At 37.5% G+C, this 20,954-nt stretch carries 23 protein-coding genes and 2 pseudogenes; 11 read left to right on the top strand and 14 right to left on the bottom strand.

What is annotated here, in order from left to right:
- Positions 1 to 185 precede the first annotated feature (185 nt).
- Positions 186 to 662, top strand: coding sequence for a RipA family octameric membrane protein (locus tag AC07E5_RS11410; protein WP_136144148.1), 477 nt, complete (start codon positions 186 to 188; stop codon positions 660 to 662).
- A 60-nt stretch (positions 663 to 722) separates the two neighbouring features.
- Here AC07E5_RS11410 and AC07E5_RS11405 read toward each other — a convergent pair whose 3' ends face one another.
- The 9 genes from AC07E5_RS11405 to fur form a co-directional block, all read right to left on the bottom strand.
- On the bottom strand, positions 723 to 2,324 hold the full coding sequence (locus tag AC07E5_RS11405; protein WP_498625506.1) for a Tn7-like element transposition protein TnsE: 1,602 nt from the start codon (positions 2,322 to 2,324) through the stop codon (positions 723 to 725).
- Entirely contained in the window at positions 2,308 to 3,840 is a 1,533-nt protein-coding gene (locus AC07E5_RS11400; protein WP_498625505.1) for a TnsD family Tn7-like transposition protein, read from the bottom strand. The genes AC07E5_RS11405 and AC07E5_RS11400 overlap by 17 nt, the downstream gene beginning before the upstream one ends.
- A gap of 458 nt (positions 3,841 to 4,298) precedes the next feature.
- Entirely contained in the window at positions 4,299 to 6,140 is a 1,842-nt protein-coding gene (gene mrdA, locus AC07E5_RS11395) for a penicillin-binding protein 2 (protein WP_136143831.1), read from the bottom strand.
- Between the two features lie 6 nt (positions 6,141 to 6,146).
- A complete protein-coding gene (gene thrS, locus AC07E5_RS11390; RefSeq protein ID WP_498625504.1) occupies positions 6,147 to 8,063 on the bottom strand; it encodes a threonine--tRNA ligase in 1,917 nt (638 codons plus the stop codon).
- 36 nt (positions 8,064 to 8,099) lie between these two features.
- Positions 8,100 to 9,455, bottom strand: a complete 1,356-nt coding sequence (locus AC07E5_RS11385; RefSeq protein ID WP_498625502.1) for a dihydroorotase — start codon at positions 9,453 to 9,455, stop codon at positions 8,100 to 8,102.
- A complete protein-coding gene (locus AC07E5_RS11380) occupies positions 9,445 to 10,005 on the bottom strand; it encodes a gamma carbonic anhydrase family protein (RefSeq protein WP_078192127.1) in 561 nt (186 codons plus the stop codon). Before AC07E5_RS11380 ends, AC07E5_RS11385 begins: the two co-directional genes overlap by 11 nt.
- 29 nt (positions 10,006 to 10,034) lie before the next feature.
- Positions 10,035 to 10,454 carry a phosphoribosyl-AMP cyclohydrolase gene (gene hisI / locus AC07E5_RS11375; RefSeq protein WP_498625511.1) on the bottom strand — a complete coding sequence of 140 codons (420 nt, stop codon included), beginning with the start codon at positions 10,452 to 10,454 and terminating at the stop codon, positions 10,035 to 10,037.
- Positions 10,448 to 11,353, bottom strand: coding sequence for a GTP cyclohydrolase FolE2 (gene folE2 / locus AC07E5_RS11370; RefSeq protein WP_498625500.1), 906 nt, complete (start codon positions 11,351 to 11,353; stop codon positions 10,448 to 10,450). Before folE2 ends, hisI begins: the two co-directional genes overlap by 7 nt.
- A gap of 107 nt (positions 11,354 to 11,460) precedes the next feature.
- Positions 11,461 to 11,877: a ferric iron uptake transcriptional regulator gene (gene fur / locus AC07E5_RS11365; protein ID WP_086197108.1), complete on the bottom strand. Its 417-nt coding sequence runs from the start codon at positions 11,875 to 11,877 to the stop codon at positions 11,461 to 11,463.
- A 154-nt stretch (positions 11,878 to 12,031) separates the two neighbouring features.
- On the opposite strand from fur, the gene AC07E5_RS11360 reads away from it, so the two are divergent.
- Genes AC07E5_RS11360 through zigA form a run of 3 tightly spaced genes read left to right on the top strand, consistent with a single transcriptional unit; the run spans position 12,032 to position 14,428 of the window.
- Positions 12,032 to 12,778: a D-Ala-D-Ala carboxypeptidase family metallohydrolase gene (locus AC07E5_RS11360; protein ID WP_086197107.1), complete on the top strand. Its 747-nt coding sequence runs from the start codon at positions 12,032 to 12,034 to the stop codon at positions 12,776 to 12,778.
- Positions 12,771 to 13,181, top strand: coding sequence for a Fur family transcriptional regulator (locus tag AC07E5_RS11355; protein ID WP_086197106.1), 411 nt, complete (start codon positions 12,771 to 12,773; stop codon positions 13,179 to 13,181). The genes AC07E5_RS11360 and AC07E5_RS11355 overlap by 8 nt, the downstream gene beginning before the upstream one ends.
- Before the next feature lie 14 nt (positions 13,182 to 13,195).
- Complete coding sequence (zigA, locus tag AC07E5_RS11350) at positions 13,196 to 14,428, top strand: zinc metallochaperone GTPase ZigA (protein WP_086197105.1); 1,233 nt, start codon at positions 13,196 to 13,198, stop codon at positions 14,426 to 14,428.
- Positions 14,429 to 14,518: 90 nt separating this feature from the next.
- On the opposite strand, the gene AC07E5_RS11345 is transcribed toward zigA, so the two are convergent.
- Positions 14,519 to 14,839, bottom strand: a complete 321-nt coding sequence (locus AC07E5_RS11345) for an ArsR/SmtB family transcription factor (protein WP_086197104.1) — start codon at positions 14,837 to 14,839, stop codon at positions 14,519 to 14,521.
- A 145-nt stretch (positions 14,840 to 14,984) separates the two neighbouring features.
- Here AC07E5_RS11345 and AC07E5_RS11340 point away from each other — a divergent pair.
- From AC07E5_RS11340 to AC07E5_RS11315, 6 genes and pseudogenes are all read left to right on the top strand, one after another.
- A pseudogene (locus AC07E5_RS11340) lies at positions 14,985 to 15,134 on the top strand (MBL fold metallo-hydrolase); the annotation flags it as partial.
- 70 nt (positions 15,135 to 15,204) lie between these two features.
- Complete coding sequence (locus tag AC07E5_RS11335; RefSeq protein WP_086197103.1) at positions 15,205 to 15,987, top strand: sulfite exporter TauE/SafE family protein; 783 nt, start codon at positions 15,205 to 15,207, stop codon at positions 15,985 to 15,987.
- 239 nt (positions 15,988 to 16,226) lie between these two features.
- Positions 16,227 to 16,622 carry a rhodanese-like domain-containing protein gene (locus AC07E5_RS11330; protein ID WP_498625510.1) on the top strand — a complete coding sequence of 132 codons (396 nt, stop codon included), beginning with the start codon at positions 16,227 to 16,229 and terminating at the stop codon, positions 16,620 to 16,622.
- A gap of 50 nt (positions 16,623 to 16,672) precedes the next feature.
- A complete protein-coding gene (locus AC07E5_RS11325; protein ID WP_086197102.1) occupies positions 16,673 to 17,008 on the top strand; it encodes a carboxymuconolactone decarboxylase family protein in 336 nt (111 codons plus the stop codon).
- Positions 17,009 to 17,037: 29 nt separating this feature from the next.
- Complete coding sequence (locus tag AC07E5_RS11320) at positions 17,038 to 17,658, top strand: class I SAM-dependent methyltransferase (RefSeq protein ID WP_498625497.1); 621 nt, start codon at positions 17,038 to 17,040, stop codon at positions 17,656 to 17,658.
- Positions 17,659 to 17,725: 67 nt separating this feature from the next.
- Complete coding sequence (locus tag AC07E5_RS11315; RefSeq protein ID WP_121594997.1) at positions 17,726 to 18,469, top strand: SDR family NAD(P)-dependent oxidoreductase; 744 nt, start codon at positions 17,726 to 17,728, stop codon at positions 18,467 to 18,469.
- Positions 18,470 to 18,728: 259 nt separating this feature from the next.
- Here AC07E5_RS11315 and AC07E5_RS11310 read toward each other — a convergent pair whose 3' ends face one another.
- The 3 genes from AC07E5_RS11310 to AC07E5_RS11300 form a co-directional block, all read right to left on the bottom strand.
- Entirely contained in the window at positions 18,729 to 19,028 is a 300-nt protein-coding gene (locus AC07E5_RS11310) for a NifB/NifX family molybdenum-iron cluster-binding protein (protein WP_120366198.1), read from the bottom strand.
- Between the two features lie 118 nt (positions 19,029 to 19,146).
- Entirely contained in the window at positions 19,147 to 19,407 is a 261-nt protein-coding gene (locus AC07E5_RS11305) for a helix-turn-helix domain-containing protein (protein ID WP_498625508.1), read from the bottom strand.
- Between the two features lie 255 nt (positions 19,408 to 19,662).
- Positions 19,663 to 20,133 carry a DUF2946 domain-containing protein gene (locus tag AC07E5_RS11300; protein WP_317027851.1) on the bottom strand — a complete coding sequence of 157 codons (471 nt, stop codon included), beginning with the start codon at positions 20,131 to 20,133 and terminating at the stop codon, positions 19,663 to 19,665.
- Between the two features lie 345 nt (positions 20,134 to 20,478).
- On the opposite strand from AC07E5_RS11300, the gene AC07E5_RS11295 reads away from it, so the two are divergent.
- Complete coding sequence (locus AC07E5_RS11295; RefSeq protein WP_498625495.1) at positions 20,479 to 20,826, top strand: rhodanese-like domain-containing protein; 348 nt, start codon at positions 20,479 to 20,481, stop codon at positions 20,824 to 20,826.
- An 18-nt stretch (positions 20,827 to 20,844) separates the two neighbouring features.
- On the opposite strand, the pseudogene AC07E5_RS11290 reads toward AC07E5_RS11295, so the two are convergent.
- Positions 20,845 to 20,954: pseudogene (locus AC07E5_RS11290) on the bottom strand (IS701 family transposase); the annotation flags it as partial.

Raw genomic sequence — 20,954 nt, 5'->3', positions numbered from 1 at the left:
ATCCATGCACGTGTAGCAGTTCTTAACAGATTTACGGAATTAGGTCGACCACTTACCCAAGTTACGCCTTAAATTTGGCTCAATTAGGGGCGCTTTGCATTTCAAATCTTTGTGCAACAAAGCCGTTTCTAATTGCAAGGGTAGTGGTAAAATTTTATTCGATTTTTCTGAGGGGTTGATTAATTATGGCAAGTAATATTAGTTCTGAGCAGGCGGTAGAGCATGCTTGGAAATATTTTGAATTACATTCTAATCAGAGAATAACCTTATTTAATTATTTTCTTTTTATTATGGCAGGTTTGGGTACAGCTGTTGGAGTAATTCTTCAATCCTCAAACAAATTTTCATATGTTGGTATTTTCATTAGTATATTTATCATTGTTGTATCTGTGGTTTTTTGGAAGCTCGATCAAAGAACCTCTTTTCTTATTAAGCAATCTGAGCAAGTTTTTAAAAAACTAGAAAGAAATTCTTCAATTGATATTGGGATATTCTGTAATGAGGATGCTAATTTAGAAAGAGCCAATAAGAATAAAGCTTTTGTTAATCAAGTTATTACGTATGGTTTATTGTTTAGATCAACTTTCTTTATCACTGGATTAGTTGGTGTCATAGGGGTTTTAATTTTTTACATGAAGATTATAGGTTATATTGTACTATAATCTTCATTAATTTAATTGTTTAATATTTTCTAAATAATATTTTAATGTAAGTTAAGTGTTTTAGGTCAAATCTCTTAATCCATTCATGATTCTCATAGCCCAATTATTAACTGATTCTATTGAGCAGTTTTCTTGTACTGAAAATCGTGGATGGATAATATATGTATGAGAGTTTTCTCCAAATACATCATTAAATAGTTCATTTGGCCAAGACAATGATTTTGCAACTAAGTGTTTTTTAATATCATCCAGATAAAATTTCCAATCATCGGTTGTGAGATGAATAAGTTTAGTTGAGATACTCTTAATACCATCTGATGTATCTAACTCGATAAGTAGAAAATCTTTTCCTTTCTGAACAAGATGTACAAACTTAATTGTTCGTCGCATATTGTCACCAATTTTATGACATTCTGAACGTCCTACTTTTATGAGCTCATGAGTCATGGACTCATATAGTGTGCACTGATGCTCAGACTGGAGTATTTCAATCAACGAATTGAAGTCATTATAACGTTGAGCATATTTCTGATCATAATTTGTGTAATCTTTTTTGCCTCCAACATCGGCAGCAGGTAGATCTCCAGCACTATTTGCCTCGTCTGTACTGACTAAATTCCCAGAGCCAGACTCATTATCATTACTATCATCTTTTGCTCTCTGTCCAGTAATTTTGATTTTACCTTTCTTAGTTATTTCTAATGGCTTAATGAAGCTTACCCAAGATTCATTAGCATTTAAAACTCGAATTCCTTGTTCTATAGAAGCTGTTGCATCATCCTCAATGGTAGAGCCAAGGGAGTCACTATATTCTGGTTTATAACCTTGCCCTGATTGTTGTCCTTCAGTCTTGATTTGAATAAAAGATGGATGTGAAAAAGTAATGTTTGTTGGAATATCAGTATCAATTTCGATGCCAACAATCTCTTCTACAAGAAAAGCATCTCGTGATGTGTTATATCGTCCTCGGAAATGTAATGTCCAATCTTTCATTGATGGTGGGTCAAACTGGAAAATCCATTTTTTCCACCCATTCTGATCTTTTAGTTGAGTGTTAAAGTAACGCGAAATACTTTCAAATGATTGTTTTGCATTTGGATCAAGTAGTAACCAAGCAAGTAGGATTTGGGTTCCTTTCTGATTTACTAATTTTAAAGGCATCGTATTATTTTCTAGAAAAACAATTAAGTTTTCCTCATCATTTTGAATGACTTCAAACTCATGTTGGATCGTGGTGGTAGAGAGACTTGCTCGACAAAAATAAGAATTAATGAGGAAAAGTGTTCGAGCTAATTCAAGCTGAGGAAGATGAATTGTGGCTTGATTCGGTCTTTCAATGACAAAGCTGGTTTGTATTCCTTCAAAATATGCAAGTTTTGGATCAGTCGATAATTCGTTAAAGTCTTTTAAGTATGAGGGAGTAAGGACGTCTTGATTGGTCAATGTAATGGCTAGGTTTGGTTGAGATAATTGCCGTTCACTACAATTTATCTTTTTACCTCGGATTAGCATGGCGGAATTACTGAAATTTGTAAATTTTTTCTCCTGCTTTGGTGAACATTGAAGGTTGATACTCCATATCTTCGATCTTGAGCCTTTGAAAAGTCCGCCAATATGAGTAATTGTTACATTATGATCAAAATTATTAATTCTTGCTGTCATCAGTTTTAAAAAATCCAGATAATTCTAAAATTCTTGAGGCGTCAGGAGTTATTCTTTCTTTACTGAGTCCTGCTAAACGAAAGACTCGCCATAAGTGTAATTGTTGATTATCTAACGATAATAATTCAACAGCTACACAGACTCTCCGTAGTTGATATTCAGTGATGCTTTCAACATATTTCACTAAAAATTGTTTAACTAATGGGAGCTTGTTAAGATTATGTTCTATTGTTGAATGCTGCGGTAATTGCATAAGATACCAGTTTGCAGAATGTCTCGGAGTACTTAGATCATCTTTAGATTGATGTGCAATTCGTAGTAATAGTTTTACGTACACCCGATCACGTTGAGGCCATTCCACTCGGGTTTCAGGTGCTTGTTGGATTATTTGATGTTCTGAGTTAAAGCTCTGGAGCCACTGATAATCATAGCGATACAACCATGCATAGATAGCGCCTCCATTTCGTATGGAACGACTTGCTTTAATACCATTTTCTAGAACTAACTGTTGCCATTGTTCTCTATATTGTTCACGTTTAATTATATCTAGGGTATCTTCGTTAGGTTTAGTTTTAACAATAAAAACGGGTTGAATATTTTGGACGTAATGAAAAATATCTTCTAATTTTTCCTTTGGAGTAAAGGTTTGATGAATCAATAGATGTTCAAAGAAGCTAAAACTTTTTCGATGCTTACGGAATATGCTTTTTAACCAGGAATTTTCTTCACCTTGGTGGCAGAGTAAATTCTTAGTTTGAAGATATTCTTTGCCCCAGTGTTGTAAAACTAAGGATAAAATTTCATCATGTTTAATATGCTTTCCTCGTGTGTAACCAAAGTCATGTGCTAATCCATGGTAAAAATGACTCCATTGCTCAAAAGAAATAGATGGATAGGATGATAGCTTAAACAATTTTTGCACTTGGTAAGACATAATGAAGTCTTGAGGGAAGACTGAGCTGAATGATTCTATTGCAAAGTTTGATTCAATTAAGGGTTGGAAATGATGTCTAGAGTCCGATGGTTTTTCTTTATAAATAATTAATGGTCCGTGATCTAAACAGATTGGTAGGTTAGGAATAAACCAATTTCTTTTCCAAAAAGCTTCACCATAAGTCTGTATTTGAATTTCAATACATTTTGGACAAACTTGGAAATTCTGAATTGCCTTGATTCTTGATGCAGAAACTCCAAACATTGTATGTAGAGCACCATTGGTTTTACCTTGCATCAGTTTAATGGCTTTATTACGTATTTTTTGTGGAACAAATGGGGCATACAGTGGAAATAAGGTATTTTGGTTTATCAAATCATTAGTTGAATATTGTTTTGTTTTTCTTAATAAATATGCAATTTTAGAGACATGGCTGGGTAAATCTAGCGTTGCTATAACAGCTCTAGTACCAAAAACCTCATCCAACAGTTGTTTAGGACTGGTAATGCCATGATACACACCTGCCCGTGCTATTGAGCTGTATAAAAGTTCATCGGGGTGTGGTAATGGAAAGTTATGCATATGTATCATGATTGTATCAGCTTATTTTTTAAATAGCGTTTTAACAGAAATAGACTTATTTCTTTAGCTTCCTAAGCTCCCAAATTAATTTACATGACATTAAGCATTCACAAAATGGACTTTTTTAAAATTTGTGTAAATACTGTTTAAAAGGCTTTCAAACTCGATTATAAAACGACTCATGGGGTAATCCTTCAGCAGAATTACTACCAAACTATGATCCATCACGATAAAGTTAGAGCGATGCTTCAAGACCATCTCTATAGCAAGGGTCCGTACTGATAAGTAAGATCACACTGTCTTTTATGTAATTTAAGATATTGATATTTAATGAAAAATAAGGATTATAAAACCCTGATTTTTACTTAAAGGAGGATTTAGAGTTGATAACGCATAGGCTTGTTTTTCAATAAATGTCATATTATAAGCTCATAAGTAAATTATATTTCAGACATTTGTTAGGGAATACTTTCTTTCAACCAATAATCAAAAATTGGACGAGCAACTTTGGCAGCAGCACTACCACTGCGTCCATTCTCTAAAATAATGGCAAGAACAATTTGAGGGTTATCCGCAGGAGCAAAGCCAATAAATAGAGCATGATCGTAATGCCGTTCACTGAGTAAGGCTTCATTGTAGTGTTTGCCCTGTGCAATACTTTTAACTTGGGCTGTACCTGTTTTTCCTGCAATTTGATATTGTAGTCCCGACTTGATACCTTGACCTGTACCAGACTGAATCACATCAATCATGGCGTGATGCATTTTTACCCAATCGTTAGGGGTGCCATTAAAGAGAATTTTACCATCTGTATCATGGTGGATTGGGTAGGGTGTTGAACCTTTACTTTCTTTAAGTAAATGAGGGGTAATATGCTTACCAGAATTGGCAACGATTGCTGCCGAAAGGGCTAATTGTAATGGTGTAGCGGTGAATGCCCCCTGACCAATACTTACGGAAATTGTTTCACCCATTAACCATTTTGTCCCACGGGTTCGCATTTTCCATTCGGGTGATGGATATAATCCCGAACCTTCATAAGGTAAGTCAATTCCTGTTTTTTCACCAAAGCCAAACTGGGTCATCCATTTGTACATATTGTCGATACCCATTTGATAAGACAATATATAAAAATAGGTATCACTAGACTGTGTGATCGCTTTATGTAAATCGACAATGCCATGGCCAGATTTTTTCCAATCACGAAATTTATGACTATCACCAGGGATTTGGAAATAGCCAGGATCAAAAATTTTGGTATTCCAGTCAATATAGCCATAATGAATACCGCCCAATCCAGCCATAGGTTTAATTGTTGATGCTGGTGGATAAGTCCCCTGTAATGCTCGGTTATATAATGGTTGATCAAGATTCTCATTGAGATTGTTATAATCTTTATGGCTAATACCCGTCACAAATAAATTCGGATTAAAACTTGGGCTAGATACCATTGCCAGTACTTCACCATTACGAGGATCTAAGGCGATAATCGCTCCACGTTTCTGTGCAAGTTGTTCCGATGCAAACTTTTGTAAATGAAAGTCAAGTGAAAGATAGAGATCATTGCCACGAATTGCAGGTTGATGTTCTAAATGTTTTAAAACTGTCCCATGTACATTGACTTCAACAGATTCATGACCTTTTTGCCCATGTAAAAGTTGTTCATAAAATTTTTCTATACCGATTTTACCAATCAGGTTTGTACCTGCATATTTATCTTTATCAATAACTTTTAGCTCTTTATCATTAATTCGTCCCACATAGCCAATTAAATGAGCAAACAAATCATCATAAGGATAAATTCGTGTCATTTGGGTTGCAATTTCAACATCAGGAAATTGATATTTAACTTCACTAAATCGTGCAATATCTTCATCAGTAAGATGGAATTTAATGGTGACTTGGTCAGTTTTTCGTGCATCTTTAAAACGTTTTTGAACTTGTCCAATATCTTCTGCTGATAAATTTAATATTGGTTGTAAATTATTGATTAAATTGTTAATTTTTGGATATTGAGCTTTATTTACAGTAATTGAAAAAATAGGATAATTATGGGCGAGTAATATTCCATTACGATCGTAAATATTTCCTCTCGCAGGTGGGATTGACTGTAAACGAATTCTGTTAGATTCTGAGATAGTTTGAAAATGTTGATGCTGATAGAGCTGCAAATAACCATATCTAATGATCAAGACAGCAAGACAAATTCCCACTAGAGCCATTGCAAAATAGATTCTCAGGTTAAAAATCTTCTTTTCCTGCTGTAAATTTTTAACCTGATTATGTGTTTGATGCCACATAAGCAATCAATTCACAAAATGTGCTTGAGTCGTAAAGAAATCATGCAGATCTGTAATCAGGATATCCCCAAAATCCTGCCCATTTTGCGCACGTATTCGAATAGATGATTGTTGCATTTCTTGCTCCCCAACAATGATCAGATAAGGTATTTTTTGTAGCGTATTTTCACGGATTTTATAGTTCAATTTCGATTGACTTAAATCTAATGTTGCCCTAAAGCCATTCTGTTTAAGTGATTCTTGGACTTGTTTGGCGTAATCATGTTGTGCATCTGTAATCGGTAAAATTGCGATTTGGACAGGCGCAAGCCAAAATGGGAAGTGCCCCATATAATGCTCGATCAAAATACCAATAAAGCGCTCAAGAGATCCAAATAAAGCACGGTGCAACATCACAGGCCGTTGTTTTTCATTATTTTCATCAATGTAATGAATATCAAAACGTTCTGGTAAATTTAAATCAACCTGAATTGTTCCGCATTGCCATTCACGACCAATGGCATCTTTTAAGGTAAATTCAAGTTTAGGGCCATAAAATGCACCTTCACCGATATTTAAGGTATAAGGGATATCAAGCTGTTCGAGAGATTGTTCTAGTGTATTTTCTAAGAAATCCCAAATTTCTTCCGTGCCGACACGATGATCAGGCCTTGTCGATAATTTAAGCGAAACTTCATTAAAGCCAAATTGCTCATAAATTTTATAAATGAGGGCAATTGTATTTTTACATTCAGATAAAAGCTGGCTGTTAGTACAAAAAATATGGGCGTCATCTTGGGTAAAATGACGAACACGCATTAATCCATGTAAAGATCCAGATGGCTCATAGCGATGAACTTTACCAAATTCCGCCATACGTAATGGTAAGTCACGATAACTTCTTAATTCATGTGCATATAGACAAACTGCGCCAGGACAACTCATAGGCTTAAGTGCATAACTTCGCTGATCTTCAGTGACGGTGGTAAACATATGCTGCTGATAGTTTTGCCAGTGTCCCGAAATTTCCCAAAGTTCACGATCCATGACATCGGGAGTATTAACTTCGATATAACCCGCATCATCTTGTTGCTGGCGTAAATAATCTGATAATAACTGAAATAATTTCCATCCTTTCGCGTGCCAGAACACGGCACCTGGTGCTTTATCATCAAAATGTAGTAAATCAAGTTGTTGTGCTAATTTACGATGATCTCGTTTTGCGGCTTCTTCAACTTGCTTTAAATGTTTTTTTAATTGTTTTTGGTCAGCCCAACATGTGACATAAATCCGCTGTAACATCGGTTGTGTAGCGTCGCCTTGCCAATATGCACCAGAAACATGAGTCACTTTAAAATATTCTAAAAATTCAGTATTTGGAACAAGTGGATATAAGTAAACGTCTGAGAAATCATTATTTTGATGGAAAAATAAGTCGCTTGAGTTACTCGTATTTTTTAAGTATTGATACTTAAAATCCAAATCTTGCTGTTTAAAAAAATTAGCTGCTTGATCGGCTGTAATCTTTTCAGTGCGAATATCTAAATGTTGTTGTACCCACTCATGCATTTTCAGTTCAATTTGTTGTAAATCATCCTGATTAAAATGCGGCGTATCGGCGAAATCATAATAAATACCTTGATTGGTAATTTGATATTCTACAGGTTGAGCAGCAGAGTATAACTGATGGACAGCCTGTGCTAATAAATAAGCATAGGAGTGTCGTAGTAGATTTAAATTATTGTCATCGTTCAGACTGAAAAGTTCGATGTGACAGTCATGTTGGATGACATGATGCACATCAACGAAATGAGCATCAATTTTGGCGAGAAAAGCTTTTTTATAGCCTTGAATTTTGAAACGGGACAAGGTTTCAAAAATCGACATTGGTTGCTCAAGTTGAAGATGCTGTGCTGAACCATGGAAATTAAGCTGGATATTCATGTAGAGTCGTCTAAATACAGGTTGGGTTATTGCAGATTAGCGGTCAATTTCTAAGGCTTGACCCTGACAGTTAAGATAAGGTTGCTGTTGGTGCCATGCGAGTTGACCAGAAATGATGGTTGTATCCACCAGATAGCGGAACGTTTTCTCTTGGAAGGGTGTCCAGCCGCAACGCATAAAATTAGTCTGTTCAGCTACTGATTGTTTTTTCTGATTTTCGCGGATGAGGACTAAATCAGCCCAATAGCCTTCGCGGATATAGCCTCGATCTTTAATACGGAATAAATCGGCAACTTGATGAGAAGTTTTTCTTACCAGCGTTTCAATTGATAGCTTTTGATCTGCCACTAATTCTAATAATGCGGGTAAGGCATGCTGAACTAGCGGTAACCCTGAAGGGGCATTAAAATAAGTTTGCTGTTTTTCTTGCCAAGTATGCGGCGCATGGTCTGTGCCAATAATATCTAAACGCTCACTATTGGCGACAGCATCAATGAGGGTATGCTTGTCACTGGCAGTTTTTATTGCTGGATTACATTTAATTAAATGTCCTAAATCTGCATAATCAGACTCATCAAAAGTTAAGTGATGTATACATACTTCAGCAGTAATATGCTTTTTATCTAATGGTAAATTTTTAAATAAGCAAAGCTCTTTTGCTGTCGTCAGATGCAACACATGTAGCTGTGTACCAAATTCCTCAGCGAGTGATACGGCTAATCGAGAGCTTTCAAAACAGGCTTGTTTATCCCTAATTTTAGGATGTAAGTTTGCTGGAAGATCTTCGCCATATTTATCACGATAAAACTCTTCCAGCTGTTTGATCCGGGGCGTGGATTCGCAATGTGTTAATAAAATAGTGGGTACATTCGCAAATAGGCGCTCTAAAATTTTTGGATCATCAACCAACATATTACCCGTTGATGCTCCCATAAAAACTTTCACACCGCCGACCAATTTAGGATCAAGAGCTTCAACAATCTCTAAATTTTGTGCACTTACTCCAAAGTGAAATGCATAATTGGCTATGCTATGTTGAGCTGCAATTGCTTTTTTATCGTGTAGTGCAGCTAAGTCCAATGTAGGAGGACTGGTATTAGGCATATCCATAAAGCTGGTAATTCCACCTATCGCAGCAGCCAAAGATTCTGAGGCAAAGCTTCCTTTTTGTGGTGAGCCTGGGTCGCGGAAATGGACTTGATCATCAATCATGCCTGGGAGTAACCATGCGCCATCAGCCTCAATGTTCTTGGCATTGTGGATACCCGTTATATTAGATTGTATTTTACGAATACGGCCTTGTTGAATAAGGACATCACGGATTTGTTGTTGCCCCTCATTAACCATATTCGCATTACGTATGATTAGATTGGGGAGTTGTCTAAAATTCATTTTGTAATGCCTTATAACCTTGTACCAACTCAATATTAGTGCTGACCACACTTTCAGAAAATTCACTGATAGAAATATCGATCGGCGGGTACTGGCTTAAGTCGGTTCGTGCATTGATATAGCTCATCGCAGGGACATAAAATGATTCAGGCAAATCGCGACCATCGACCACTGCATTATGACGGATGGCACTATGATCACCGACTTTACAGTTGAATAAGACACTGTTAAAGCCGACAAATACGCGGTTACCAACCACACATGGACCATGAATAATCGAACGATGGGCGATGGATGAGTTTTTTCCAATTGTGACTTGTGCACCTGCTTTTGAATGAATGACAACACCATCTTGAATATTTGAGTTTTCACCGATGATTATGGGTTGCATGTCGCCATTTTCATCCACTTCATCTGCACGGATCACCGCATAAGGACCGACAAATACGTTAGCTTCAATAATGACTTTTCCACAAATAATTGCGGTCTGATCAATATAAGCGGATTGGTCAATGACAGGGAGATGACCAGTTGGATTTTTACGAATCATGATAATGTCTTCAATGTTGTATAAATTAGTTAAATGATGGGCTGAGTTAAAATTGTGGCGTGTTGTGTGTTTAATCCAAGATAAAAACAATTGGGACGATCAGTGTGGCAGGCGGGTCCAGTCTGTTCGACCAAAAAAAGGATGCTGTCACCGTCGCAATCAAGTCTGGCTTCAATGAGTTTTTGACGATGTCCTGAACTTTCGCCTTTCCGCCATAAGCGCTGCCGCGAGCGAGACCAATAGCAAACCTGTCTTGTATTCAGGGTTTCAAGTAGTGCATCACGGTTAATCCAAGCAAGCATTAAGACATCTTTACTCTGTATATCTTGTGCGATTGCAGTGATTAATCCATCCTTGTTCCAAGGAATGGCATCAATAATGCTTGCCAGTTCATAACATTGCCCCATCTTTCCTTGTTCGATGTCTAGAAAAATTGTCGAACTTACCATTGCCATGAACCCTGCGCGACTGCATCGTGGGCATGTAAGCTTTCAGCATGGATGACTTTGAAGTTAAATCCTGCAATACCTGAGTAGTTGACAAATGCGTGGTATAAGCGGCGTAAAGCATCTTCACAGAACATTAAATTTTGACCATTGGCTAATGCGAATGCCTGCTCATCTACACGTTTGACAGCAGTCTGAACGGGTGTTGCCAAGGCTTGTTCTGCATGTGAAATGAATTGTCGAATTGGAATAGACTGTAAGCAAGGGTCTAATTTAAAACGTAGTTGAGCAAAACTTCTTTGGCTGTGTGGTGTTGCTACAATCGCGTCTGTTGTACCTAACCACGCCATGACATCATCCGTGTTTTGTGGATTTATTTTTTTTGTATCAACGGCATCTTGAAAGCTTTTTTGAATGAGGTCTCGTGCCAAAGCCGCAGAACAAGGACAGGTTGAAGAATAGGTGATTTCTATTGCTAATTCAGCCTCAAAAGTATGCTCATTTAACTGACAGGATAAGCTGAAAGGATAGCTTTTCCAGCCCGATAGTACACTGATTAAAGCAGGTTGTTCTAAGTTAAACTCCGCTTGAATATCAAGGCGGGCTTGTTGAGAGAGCTCGGTATGACTTGCTAAGAAATCCTGAAGTGTTTGATAAATGTGATTTAAAGTTAGGTCAGGCAGGGAATAGAGCTCCAGCAGTCGAGTATACAGTCTAGACATATGGATGCCTTTGGCCTGAGGATTATCCAAGCTGACATAGGCATTTACTTTACTGGCACACAGTGTGTTTTGAATTTGAATGGGCAAAGCAATATTTTCCATTCCGACCCAATCAAGAGGATAGGTATGCGTGTGAAGAAAAGGCGCAGACGAGATATCTGGGAGTTGCGAGGCATTCATATTGGAAAGCAAGTATTAAATGTTATGTTATGTTATAACATAACAGATAATGAGTATTGTTTCTAGTCCGGCCTTGATAAGAACCGATAAATACTCAATTTTCTATTTTATTTTTTGGAATTTCTACAATATCCAAATAAGATTAGAGAATGTCCTGTGAGTTGGAAATCATGATTTTCTGCAATACTTAAAAGTAATTTTTCAATTTCTTCATTCTTAAACTCAATGATTTGGTTTGTTTTTTGACATACAAGATGATCGTGGGAAGTATCTTGTTTTATTTCAAATAGGGCATGATTATGATCAAAGTTATGGCGTTGAATAATACCTGCCATTTCAAATTGAGTTAAGACACGATAAACCGTCGCTAGTCCAACATCTTCATCTTGTTCTAAGAGTTTTTTATAAATATCCTCTGCACTCAGATGGTGAGGACTTGAGTTTTCTAATATTTCTAAAATTTTTATTCGCGGAAGAGTGACTTTTAGTCCTGCTTTTCTCAGGTCTTGATTGCTAATCGCCATATATAATCCGTATTTGATAAGGATAGGGAGGAATGTAAATTTTGAGGAAGAACTTTTAAACTCATAAGCTATGTTATAACATAACAATATTAATGGTAAACTTATTAAAATTGCCAAGACGACATTTAGAGTTGCGAGATTGTAATAACTGAATATGAAGCATTTTTTAATTATAGGGTTACTTTTTTGTCTTTCAGCATGTAGTCAAAAACAAACAGGGCAATTGATTTACTCATCGAATGCCTCGGGGAAATATGCCACAAAAAAACATAAATCTGTACTATCAAATCGATTATTCAAGAAAATTGCACCAATTTCTTATCAGCATTGGCTATCTCAGCCTTTAAATAAAGATCAAGTTCTTCGTTATAAAGAGTTTTTAAAAAATAATAACTTACACAGTGTCATACCTGAGTTTGAGTTATTTCAAACTGCGAGAGATTGGCAAAATTGCAATGCATCCGAATATGAAATTCCATCTCAAGAAATTTGGAGCAATATTATTCCGACCTTAAAAATTTTGAAGGAATTGGTTGATGTCAAAGTGATTGATGATTTTACAGTCACTTCTGTCTACCGTAACTCTGCCTTAAACCGTTGTGCGAGTGGTGCTGATTCTTCAAGGCATGTTTTTAATGCAGCACTCGATTTTCGAATTGGTTCTGAACAACCCACGCCAGAAGAATCTGGAGTGATTCAGCAAACAAAAACTAAATTGTGTCAATTTTGGGTCGAAAAGGGAGTCACTTTAAATATGGGACTTGGTATTTATACTTCTGGGCAAATTCATATTGATAGTGCTGGATATCGTACATGGGGACCAGATCATAAAAGTACCTCATCACCTTGTATCACTCAGCTTTTGTCCAATCAGAATAATAAAGGAACACGAGATGAATGAATTAAAACTCAGTGTTGTGCAGCAAAGAGTGTTAACAATTTTGCAGAATGAGCAGAAGGCAATGAGCGCCTATGCTTTATTAGAAAAGGCAAAATCTTTCGGATTGCAATCTCCAGTACAGATTTATCGTATTCTAAAAAAATTATCAGGCTATGGACTGATACTTAAACTCGATACATTGAACAAATATTTAGCGTATGAATTGAGGAAGAAGCAAAGCTATTTGCTCGTCACGATTTGTACAGAATGTCAGGCAGTACAAATCGTTGATTCACCTCAGTTTGCTCACGCCATCGAACAGTCAATTTTCCCTCAAAATTTTAACTCTAAACATCATTATTTAGAGCTCGCAGGTCAATGTGCTTTATGTTTTTCCAAACATAACAGCCCTTTATTAACATAAAAGTGAGAAAGTCAATGGATCATCCTTTAGCCATCCCAGCAAAATTACCTGTAACTGTGCTGTCAGGATTCCTCGGTGCAGGTAAAACGACATTACTCAACCATATTTTAAATAACCGTGAAGGCCGTCGTATTGCTGTCATTGTCAATGATATGTCGGAGGTGAATATTGATGCTGCTTTAGTACGAGAGGGCGGTGCAGAACTTTCTCGTACAGATGAAAAGCTGGTCGAGATGAGCAATGGCTGCATTTGCTGTACGTTGCGTGAAGATTTATTGGTTGAGGTTCGTCGCCTTGCACAAGAGCATCGTTTTGATCAATTGGTCATTGAGTCAACAGGAATTTCTGAGCCATTACCTGTAGCAGAAACCTTTACTTTTGAAGATGAAAATGGTGTGTCACTGAATGAGTTTGCGCGACTTGATACCATGGTGACGGTTGTAGATGCCTTTAATTTTTTAAAAGATTACAGCTCGTATGATAGTCTGCAACAACGTGGAGAATCATTGGGTGAACAAGATGAGCGTACAGTCGTTGACTTGCTGATTGATCAAATTGAATTTTGTGATGTCATCATCTTAAATAAAGTGGATCTGATCAATGAAGAAGAAAAGCAACGTTTATTTGCAATTTTAAATAAGCTCAATCCACGCGCAAAAATTGAAATTTCTGAATTTGGTCAAGTCGATTTAGATAAGCTTTTAAACACGGGACTTTTTGATTTTAATGAAGCTTCTCAAGCTTCAGGCTGGCTGAAAGAATTGCGTGGTGAACACACGCCTGAAACAGAAGAATATGGAATTAAAAGTTTTGTATATCGTGCCAGACGTCCATTTCATCCACAACGCTTTTATGATTTTATCAATTCAGAATGGCAAGGTGTAGTCCGTTCTAAAGGCTTTTTCTGGCTGGCATCAAACCCTGAATTTGCTGCTTCTTGGTCACAAGCGGGTGCGATGGCTAGACATGGTGTTGCAGGCTATTGGTGGGCAACGGTTCCTGACGAGCATTGGCCAGAGGATCAGCAAAGCCGTGATGAAATCATCAAAAATTGGGATGAGCGTACTGGCGATGCACGACAGGAAATTGTACTGATTGGGATGGATATGGATGAGCATAGTTTAATCCAACAGTTTGACCAATGTTTACTGACGGATGAGGAAATGGCTGGGGGACCTGAGCAGTGGAAGCTGATGCTTAACCCATTTCCCGATTGGGAAAATTTAGGCCAATCTTTAGATCATTGATTTGAATGTGTAACTGACTCTTTTGTTTGAATAAGTGAGCAAAAGAGTTTGTTATCTAAAATATGAAATATTTTGAGGATATCTCTGGTTTTAGTCTAAGTCTTTATCACTCTGACAGTACAAGTCATATAGGGTCTGCATGATTTTTAATATTCGTATATCACTTAATTGATAAAAAATCTGCTTACCTTCACGACGTGTTGATACTATTTTACTTTTTCTCAGTACAGTCAGTTGTTGTGACAAGGTCGGCTGGTAAACCCCAGCAGATATTTCAATTTTTTGAACATTCAATTCACCATCAACTAAGACACATAAAATTTTAAGACGATCAGGATTGGATAAGACTTTTAAGCAATCAGTCACAAGATTGACTTTGGAAAAGTCTATTTTTAATTCATTGTTATTCATAAATTTATCCTAAAATTCACCTTATTCTATAAAAAAGTAAAGTAACACTTGAATATAGTATATAATTATATATTATTAATAAATATATTGTTTGGTGTGTTTTGTATGTTATGCATGACGATCTAATTTCCTTTACTGGTGGATTGTCGAGATGCGAAACCAGCGTGATTCAGGACTGAGTATGCCAAAGCTGATCCTACCTTTCATTCAGATCAATATGAAAGGTGGACAGTTCCCAATGCCAGAAGAGAATGGGGTTTCTTATTTAAAACTTCCACTCAATTACTTTAAATAGGCATTTTTCAAGATTAAACAAAAAGGTTTGTCGTTGTTTAATTGCTTTAGTAAATAGAGGAACAGTGGCTATGTGGGTATTGATACTTGAAGGGCTGGCCATCGGCGGGTTATTGGGTTTAACCGGTGCTGGTGGTGGTATTCTGGCTGTACCGGCACTGATGGCGAGTCAGGGTTGGACTGTTGCACAGGCTGCACCTGTAGGCTTGCTTGCAGTCACTTTGTCTGCATTCGTTGGAACGTTCGAAGGTTTATTCAAGCGTATTGTACGTTATCGTGCTGCACTCTGGATCGCCTTAATCAGTATTCCTTCAGCCCGTTATGGCGTGCATTTAGCCGATATAGTTTCTCCAGTCTGGTTGACGCTGGCTTTCAGCCTAGTGATGCTGATTGTGGCTTACCGGATATTCTTTAACAAAGTCAATGACTATGAAAATCCACCGTGTAAAGTCAATCAAACGACCGGTCGCCTGATCTGGAATTTGAAAACTGCCTCGTTCCTCGCCGGTATTGGTGTAGTTGCTGGTTTATTAACTGGCCTGCTTGGGGTTGGTGGTGGTTTTGTAATTGTTCCAGCGCTGCGTAAATTCACAGACCTCGATATGCGTAGTATCGTTGCGACTTCCCTGATGATTATCTTCCTGATTGGCAGTGTCAGTATTTCTGCCCACGTTCTGGATGGCTTTCAATATCCTGTTTCGGTTACGCTGACTTTTGTTCTGGCTTGTATCATTGGGATGCTCATTGGGCGTAGTTTGATACCTTTGATAAAGAGTAATCAAATCCAAAAGGTTTTTGCCACGACCGTGATTGGGGTGGCAATCTATTTAATCTATTCAGCACTCATAGGCTAGTCCTGTGCATTGTATGGATAAAGAATGCATGAGTTGATGTATGACTACATGATCTGTCATCTGAATGAATATCAAACAGGTGTACAGTCTAAAATGAATTTAGCAAATGGGCTGTTTGCAATAGTGTGATCGTTGTAACAGTGCTGGAATGAGAGTTTATAACAAAGTGCTTTTAAGTTGCTGATCTGGCATTTATAACAGATGAGGCTGATTTTGATGAGTGAGGAAGAGTAGAAATGATGAAAACTGCAGAGCAATTGATCCGGAATGCGAAAAACCGGATTCAGGAAGTGAGCGTAGATGAATTGTTTGAGGCAATGAAAAACCATAAAACCATTCTGATTGATGTTCGGGAACCGGATGAATTTCAGGCGGCAGCGATAGACCGGGCGGTGAATTATCCTCGTGGTGTTTTAGAAATGAGGATTCACCAGCATCCTTTGGCGAGCCATCATTGCGATACCCTACAGGCACTGGAACATCTTAAAGATCAGCCGATCTATTTGATCTGTGGTACAGGCGGCCGTTCGGCACTGGCTACAGATACTTTGCAGAATATGGGTTTTACTCAGGTTAAATCCGTTCAAGGTGGCTATCAGGCTTGGCTGGAACAGGGCTATCCGGTAGAAAAATAAGCTTTTGAATATAAAAACTTGATTGTTGATTTTTAATTTGAGAAAAAATTATGAAATACAAAGAATTAACCCAAAATATTTCAGGTAATTTAAGAACGCTCAGTCAGGATTCACCTGATTTAATGAAAAGTTTCAATCAATTATCCCAGATCGCAATGCATGATGGTGTGATTGATCCCAAAACCAAGGAATTGATTGCATTGGCGATTGGTGTGGCTGCACGTTGTGATGGTTGTATCGGTTTTCATGTCAGAACCCTGGTCAAAATGGGCATGACCCTGCAGGAGCTGGAGGAAGTTCTGGGTGTTGCGGTGTATATGGGCGGTGGACCTTCATTGATGTATGCCGCAAATGCCCTGGAAGCATTTAAAGAGTTTTCCAACTGATTGGATAGTGGCGTAAATGGAGGGATGAAATGAGTCAGCACTGGAATGAATTGTATACCCAGACGCAGGACCTATACGGCACAGCAGCAAACCTGTTTATCCAGGAAATTGCGCGGAAAATCCGGATTGAAGGTAAAACACTGGCAATTGCTGAAGGAGAAGGAAGGAATATCCTGTACCTGGCTGAGCAGGCAAGACAGGATAATTATCCTTTTTCGGCAGAAGTTTGGGATTATTCCGATGTTGCTTTGAAGCATCTGTCCAGCAAAGCCGAAGCCACAGGGATAAAGCTTGAACTCCGACATGTTGATTTAACAGCAGCTAAATGGCCATCCGAGCGTTATCAAAACGTGATTTGTGTATTTGGTCATTTCGATACAGAAACGCAAACAAAGGTTTTAGAAGGCATAAGAAAATCTTTGCTAAACGGTGGATGGTTTATCGGTGAGCTGTATTCAAAGGAGCAGATCAACTATAAAACTGGTGGCCCTAAAAATATCGAATATTTATACGATCCGTGGGATATTTTGCAGGTTTTCAAGCAGGATCATATCCATCATTTTTATGTTGGAGAGCAAGAAAGACAGGAGGGAAAATTACATTGCGGTAAATGTCATGTTATTCAATTTGCAATACAAGTGATGAAGTAAAAACAAGTGAATTATTAAATGTGATGCAAATATTCAGCATTGCAGTACTTTAAAAAGAGGTTTTATTATGTCAAATCGGTTCAAAAATAAAGTTGCCCTAGTTACTGGTGCGGGTTCTGGAATTGGGAAAAGCACAGCTATGCTTTTAGCGAAGCAGGGTGCAAGTGTTGTAGTATCGGATATTAACTTTGAAGCAGCACAAAAAGTTGCTGAGGAAATTGTATCTTTAGGCGGTAAAGCGGCTGCGAATAAAGCCAATACGGCTGAACCTGAAGACATGAAAGCAGCAGTTGAATTTTCAGTCAGCACCTATGGTGCGCTTCATTTAGCTTTTAACAACGCTGGAATATTGGGTGACGTTCAGCCAATTGCAGATTTAAGTATTGAAGCTTGGCGTCGTGTGATTGATATTAATTTGAATGCGGTCTTTTATGGCTTACATTATCAAATCCCTGCAATATTGGCAGCCGGCGGTGGTGCAATTGTGAATACAGCATCAATTTTAGGTTTAGTTGGGACTGAAAATATTTCTGGTTATGTTGCAGCTAAGCATGGTGTAACCGGGCTTACTAAAACGGCTTCGCTAGAATATGCTAAAAAGGGTATTCGTATTAATTCAGTACATCCTGGTTATATTAAAACACCTTTAATTGGTGAGTTTGATGAAGCTGAACTGACAAAATTGCATCCAGTTGGTCGTTTAGGAAATCCGGAAGAAGTTGCTCAGGTCGTTGCTTTCTTACTTTCTGATGATGCATCTTTTGTAACGGGCAGCCAGTATGTAGTAGATGGTTCATATACTTCACAATAGTTAATTTTAGGAAAGGCCTTCACCTAATTGAGAAGGTTTTTCCTTTTAGAGTTTATATATAAGTATATGTTTTACAAATAAAAAACCTTATGGAATTCATCAGGTGTTTATATGAAATATCGTGTCAACTTATTTTAAGCCTAGGCAATTTAATTTTTTGATTAAATAGCAGTTAGTAAGATGTATTTTATTAGCTAAAGTTCCCACTAACTTTTAATGGAAACTTTAACTATGGTTTTAGATTTTATTCATAGGCGAGTTAAAGTAAACTGTTAATAAAATTATCAGGATCAATTTCATCCGTCACAATAACATGTACGCCAATATTTTTGAGTTTTTCTCGCAATCTGTCACCCATCCCTGTGGTTACGAACATGTCCATAGGTAACAGTTTTTCTAGTACCTCACCCGACTGAGAAAATGATGCTTCTTTCTCCACCTCAATGAGCTGTTTGTCCATAACTTTCCCATCTTTGAGCTCATATTTCCAGAATTTTCGGCATTTCCCAGCATGCGGAGTAATATGACGTCGGTTCTGTGATGTAATTACAATTACCATAAAGATTTCTCCAAACCAAACCGATACTACTGCTCTTTATAGGTATGTATCGGTTCATGATGATTCATAAGTTAAGCTTGTAGTGACAAAAACTATTCAAAAACATAGCTAATACTATTCAAGCAAGATTTTCCAAAACAAACTGAGGTGACTTGATAAAGAGTTTCAACAAAGCTTGGGCTGAGCTTGAGGGATGACGAACTCCACGTTCCCAACTTTCTAAGGTACGGGCGGAAATACACAGTTTTGATGCTAGTTCTGTCTGTGAAATATTGAGAGCTTGCCTGATCCTTACAATTTGTTGTGCTAAATCCAGACAACAGTTGCTATTAAAATCACTTTTTGGGAGATGTGCCTGATCATGCCGAAGTAGATTCATCATTGTCTCCTCCTTATCGATATACTAGAAAGCTGTAATAACACTTTGAAAAATCCAAAGGTCATTGAGACTGTGACAGCCGGATTTCAAATAAATTTGAATACAGATAAATTAAAAGCCATATTCATTATTACGGATAGGATCACTGTGACTGAAGATGCTAATTGTGAGCTGCTCACATGTTTTGGATAGATGAATATTTTCAGCCATATCGGAAACTGCGGCAGACTGCTCAGCGATACCACATCTGCTGATTTAGTGGATGAGTGTTAAAGGAGGAGCACGACCCTGAGGAATAAGGAACCACGGATGAGGTAGAGACAGCGTATATGGGACAAATGTACTGAAGAACTGCAGTAAGGTCTGAGTTCTGATCAGTACTAGTCTGAGTTTGGTATCGAGTAGCGGTAGGGTATAGCTGTGCACCAGGCAAAACTGGCAGTCATGACCGGTATGTGCATCATCCCGCTCTTGATGTTCATGTCGATCCTGCACATGTGTGAAGACATGTGCATTATTTTGGTCTGCTCCGCTGGCTTGATTGCTATGCGGATGTGATGTTGCGAAGCTGTGGTGTGGATGAACGTTAGTAACTTCTAGATGTAATGCTGCGGCAATAGTTTTACATACCGAAAAAACACTGTGTTTTTCTGGCAATAAAGGCTGCAGGAACACAGCGATCTGTAACAAGATTGCTGATAACCCCAGCAATCTTCCCAACATCATGAGCACTTCACTACACTTTTATGGACATTACATAGGTTATAGTATAACAAAATATAAAATTTATAATTGAAAAATAGACGATAAAATCGATTTTAATCTGCTACTCAACATAATTTTATTTTTTCTTTATGGAATAGGAAGCGTAAGATCATTCTGGAGCGAATGAGGTCTTATTAAAGTTGGACTGCATTGTAGGTTTGGTTATTAAAAAGTCATTGTATTTTCTATGAGGATAGATTTGAAGTTTAACCCAAGATTGGCTTATATTTATTTTACTACTTATTTTTATTTTAAATCCTTATAAATATAAGTCGCGGATAACAACTGTTCTAATAGAGGAAAATCATGTTTAACATTCTGATGTATCTACCTTGGGGCAAGGTGCCTGAAACTACCTGTCAGGAATTATGGCAGAAACGGGAAATTGTACAGATTGTTGATGTCCGAAGTGCTCAAGAGTTTAAACATAGTCATGTAGAAGGTGCTGTCAATTTACCTATTACACAGTTGAACGAATCTACAATACAGTCATTAGGGCTTGATCCGGATCAGCCTGTGGTGACCATTTGTCTATCGGCACACCGGAGTATTCCTGCAACACGCAGATTGGCCAAGATGGGTTATTCAGTCACACAGTTAAAAGGTGGTATGAAATCCTGGTGGAAAAACAACCTACCTTGCATCAAAAACTAAGTTAGGACTTACGCACTATTATTTAAAGATTCTCTGTGGTAGCAGATGATTTTTATCGAGAATAAAGTCATCAATGAAGTTTTTGATAACTGGTCTAAATAATTTCTTCTGCCAACGATATACATTTT

Source organism: Acinetobacter seohaensis (genome assembly GCF_056431365.1).
The sequence above is the reverse complement of the archived record's forward strand: the minus strand, read 5'-3'. Positions and strand labels throughout refer to the sequence as shown.

Excerpts from the sequence above, each read along its gene's own strand:
- AC07E5_RS11355 (WP_086197106.1), top strand. The coding sequence starts at position 12,771 with ATGAATGAATTAAAACTCAGTGTTGTGCAGCAAAGAGTGTTAACAATT.
- AC07E5_RS11360 (WP_086197107.1), top strand. The coding sequence starts at position 12,032 with ATGAAGCATTTTTTAATTATAGGGTTACTTTTTTGTCTTTCAGCATGT.
- AC07E5_RS11405 (WP_498625506.1), bottom strand. The coding sequence starts at position 2,324 with ATGACAGCAAGAATTAATAATTTTGATCATAATGTAACAATTACTCAT.
- fur (WP_086197108.1), bottom strand. The coding sequence starts at position 11,877 with ATGGCGATTAGCAATCAAGACCTGAGAAAAGCAGGACTAAAAGTCACT.
- AC07E5_RS11345 (WP_086197104.1), bottom strand. The coding sequence starts at position 14,839 with ATGAATAACAATGAATTAAAAATAGACTTTTCCAAAGTCAATCTTGTG.
- AC07E5_RS11380 (WP_078192127.1), bottom strand. The coding sequence starts at position 10,005 with ATGATTCGTAAAAATCCAACTGGTCATCTCCCTGTCATTGACCAATCC.
- AC07E5_RS11310 (WP_120366198.1), bottom strand. The coding sequence starts at position 19,028 with ATGGTAATTGTAATTACATCACAGAACCGACGTCATATTACTCCGCAT.
- mrdA (WP_136143831.1), bottom strand. The coding sequence starts at position 6,140 with ATGTGGCATCAAACACATAATCAGGTTAAAAATTTACAGCAGGAAAAG.
- hisI (WP_498625511.1), bottom strand. The coding sequence starts at position 10,454 with ATGGTAAGTTCGACAATTTTTCTAGACATCGAACAAGGAAAGATGGGG.
- AC07E5_RS11335 (WP_086197103.1), top strand. The coding sequence starts at position 15,205 with ATGTGGGTATTGATACTTGAAGGGCTGGCCATCGGCGGGTTATTGGGT.
- AC07E5_RS11410 (WP_136144148.1), top strand. The coding sequence starts at position 186 with ATGGCAAGTAATATTAGTTCTGAGCAGGCGGTAGAGCATGCTTGGAAA.
- AC07E5_RS11295 (WP_498625495.1), top strand. The coding sequence starts at position 20,479 with ATGTTTAACATTCTGATGTATCTACCTTGGGGCAAGGTGCCTGAAACT.
- AC07E5_RS11325 (WP_086197102.1), top strand. The coding sequence starts at position 16,673 with ATGAAATACAAAGAATTAACCCAAAATATTTCAGGTAATTTAAGAACG.
- AC07E5_RS11400 (WP_498625505.1), bottom strand. The coding sequence starts at position 3,840 with ATGCATAACTTTCCATTACCACACCCCGATGAACTTTTATACAGCTCA.
- AC07E5_RS11305 (WP_498625508.1), bottom strand. The coding sequence starts at position 19,407 with ATGAATCTACTTCGGCATGATCAGGCACATCTCCCAAAAAGTGATTTT.
- AC07E5_RS11320 (WP_498625497.1), top strand. The coding sequence starts at position 17,038 with ATGAGTCAGCACTGGAATGAATTGTATACCCAGACGCAGGACCTATAC.
- AC07E5_RS11385 (WP_498625502.1), bottom strand. The coding sequence starts at position 9,455 with ATGAATTTTAGACAACTCCCCAATCTAATCATACGTAATGCGAATATG.
- folE2 (WP_498625500.1), bottom strand. The coding sequence starts at position 11,353 with ATGAATGCCTCGCAACTCCCAGATATCTCGTCTGCGCCTTTTCTTCAC.
- AC07E5_RS11330 (WP_498625510.1), top strand. The coding sequence starts at position 16,227 with ATGAAAACTGCAGAGCAATTGATCCGGAATGCGAAAAACCGGATTCAG.
- thrS (WP_498625504.1), bottom strand. The coding sequence starts at position 8,063 with ATGAATATCCAGCTTAATTTCCATGGTTCAGCACAGCATCTTCAACTT.
- AC07E5_RS11315 (WP_121594997.1), top strand. The coding sequence starts at position 17,726 with ATGTCAAATCGGTTCAAAAATAAAGTTGCCCTAGTTACTGGTGCGGGT.
- AC07E5_RS11300 (WP_317027851.1), bottom strand. The coding sequence starts at position 20,133 with ATGATGTTGGGAAGATTGCTGGGGTTATCAGCAATCTTGTTACAGATC.
- zigA (WP_086197105.1), top strand. The coding sequence starts at position 13,196 with ATGGATCATCCTTTAGCCATCCCAGCAAAATTACCTGTAACTGTGCTG.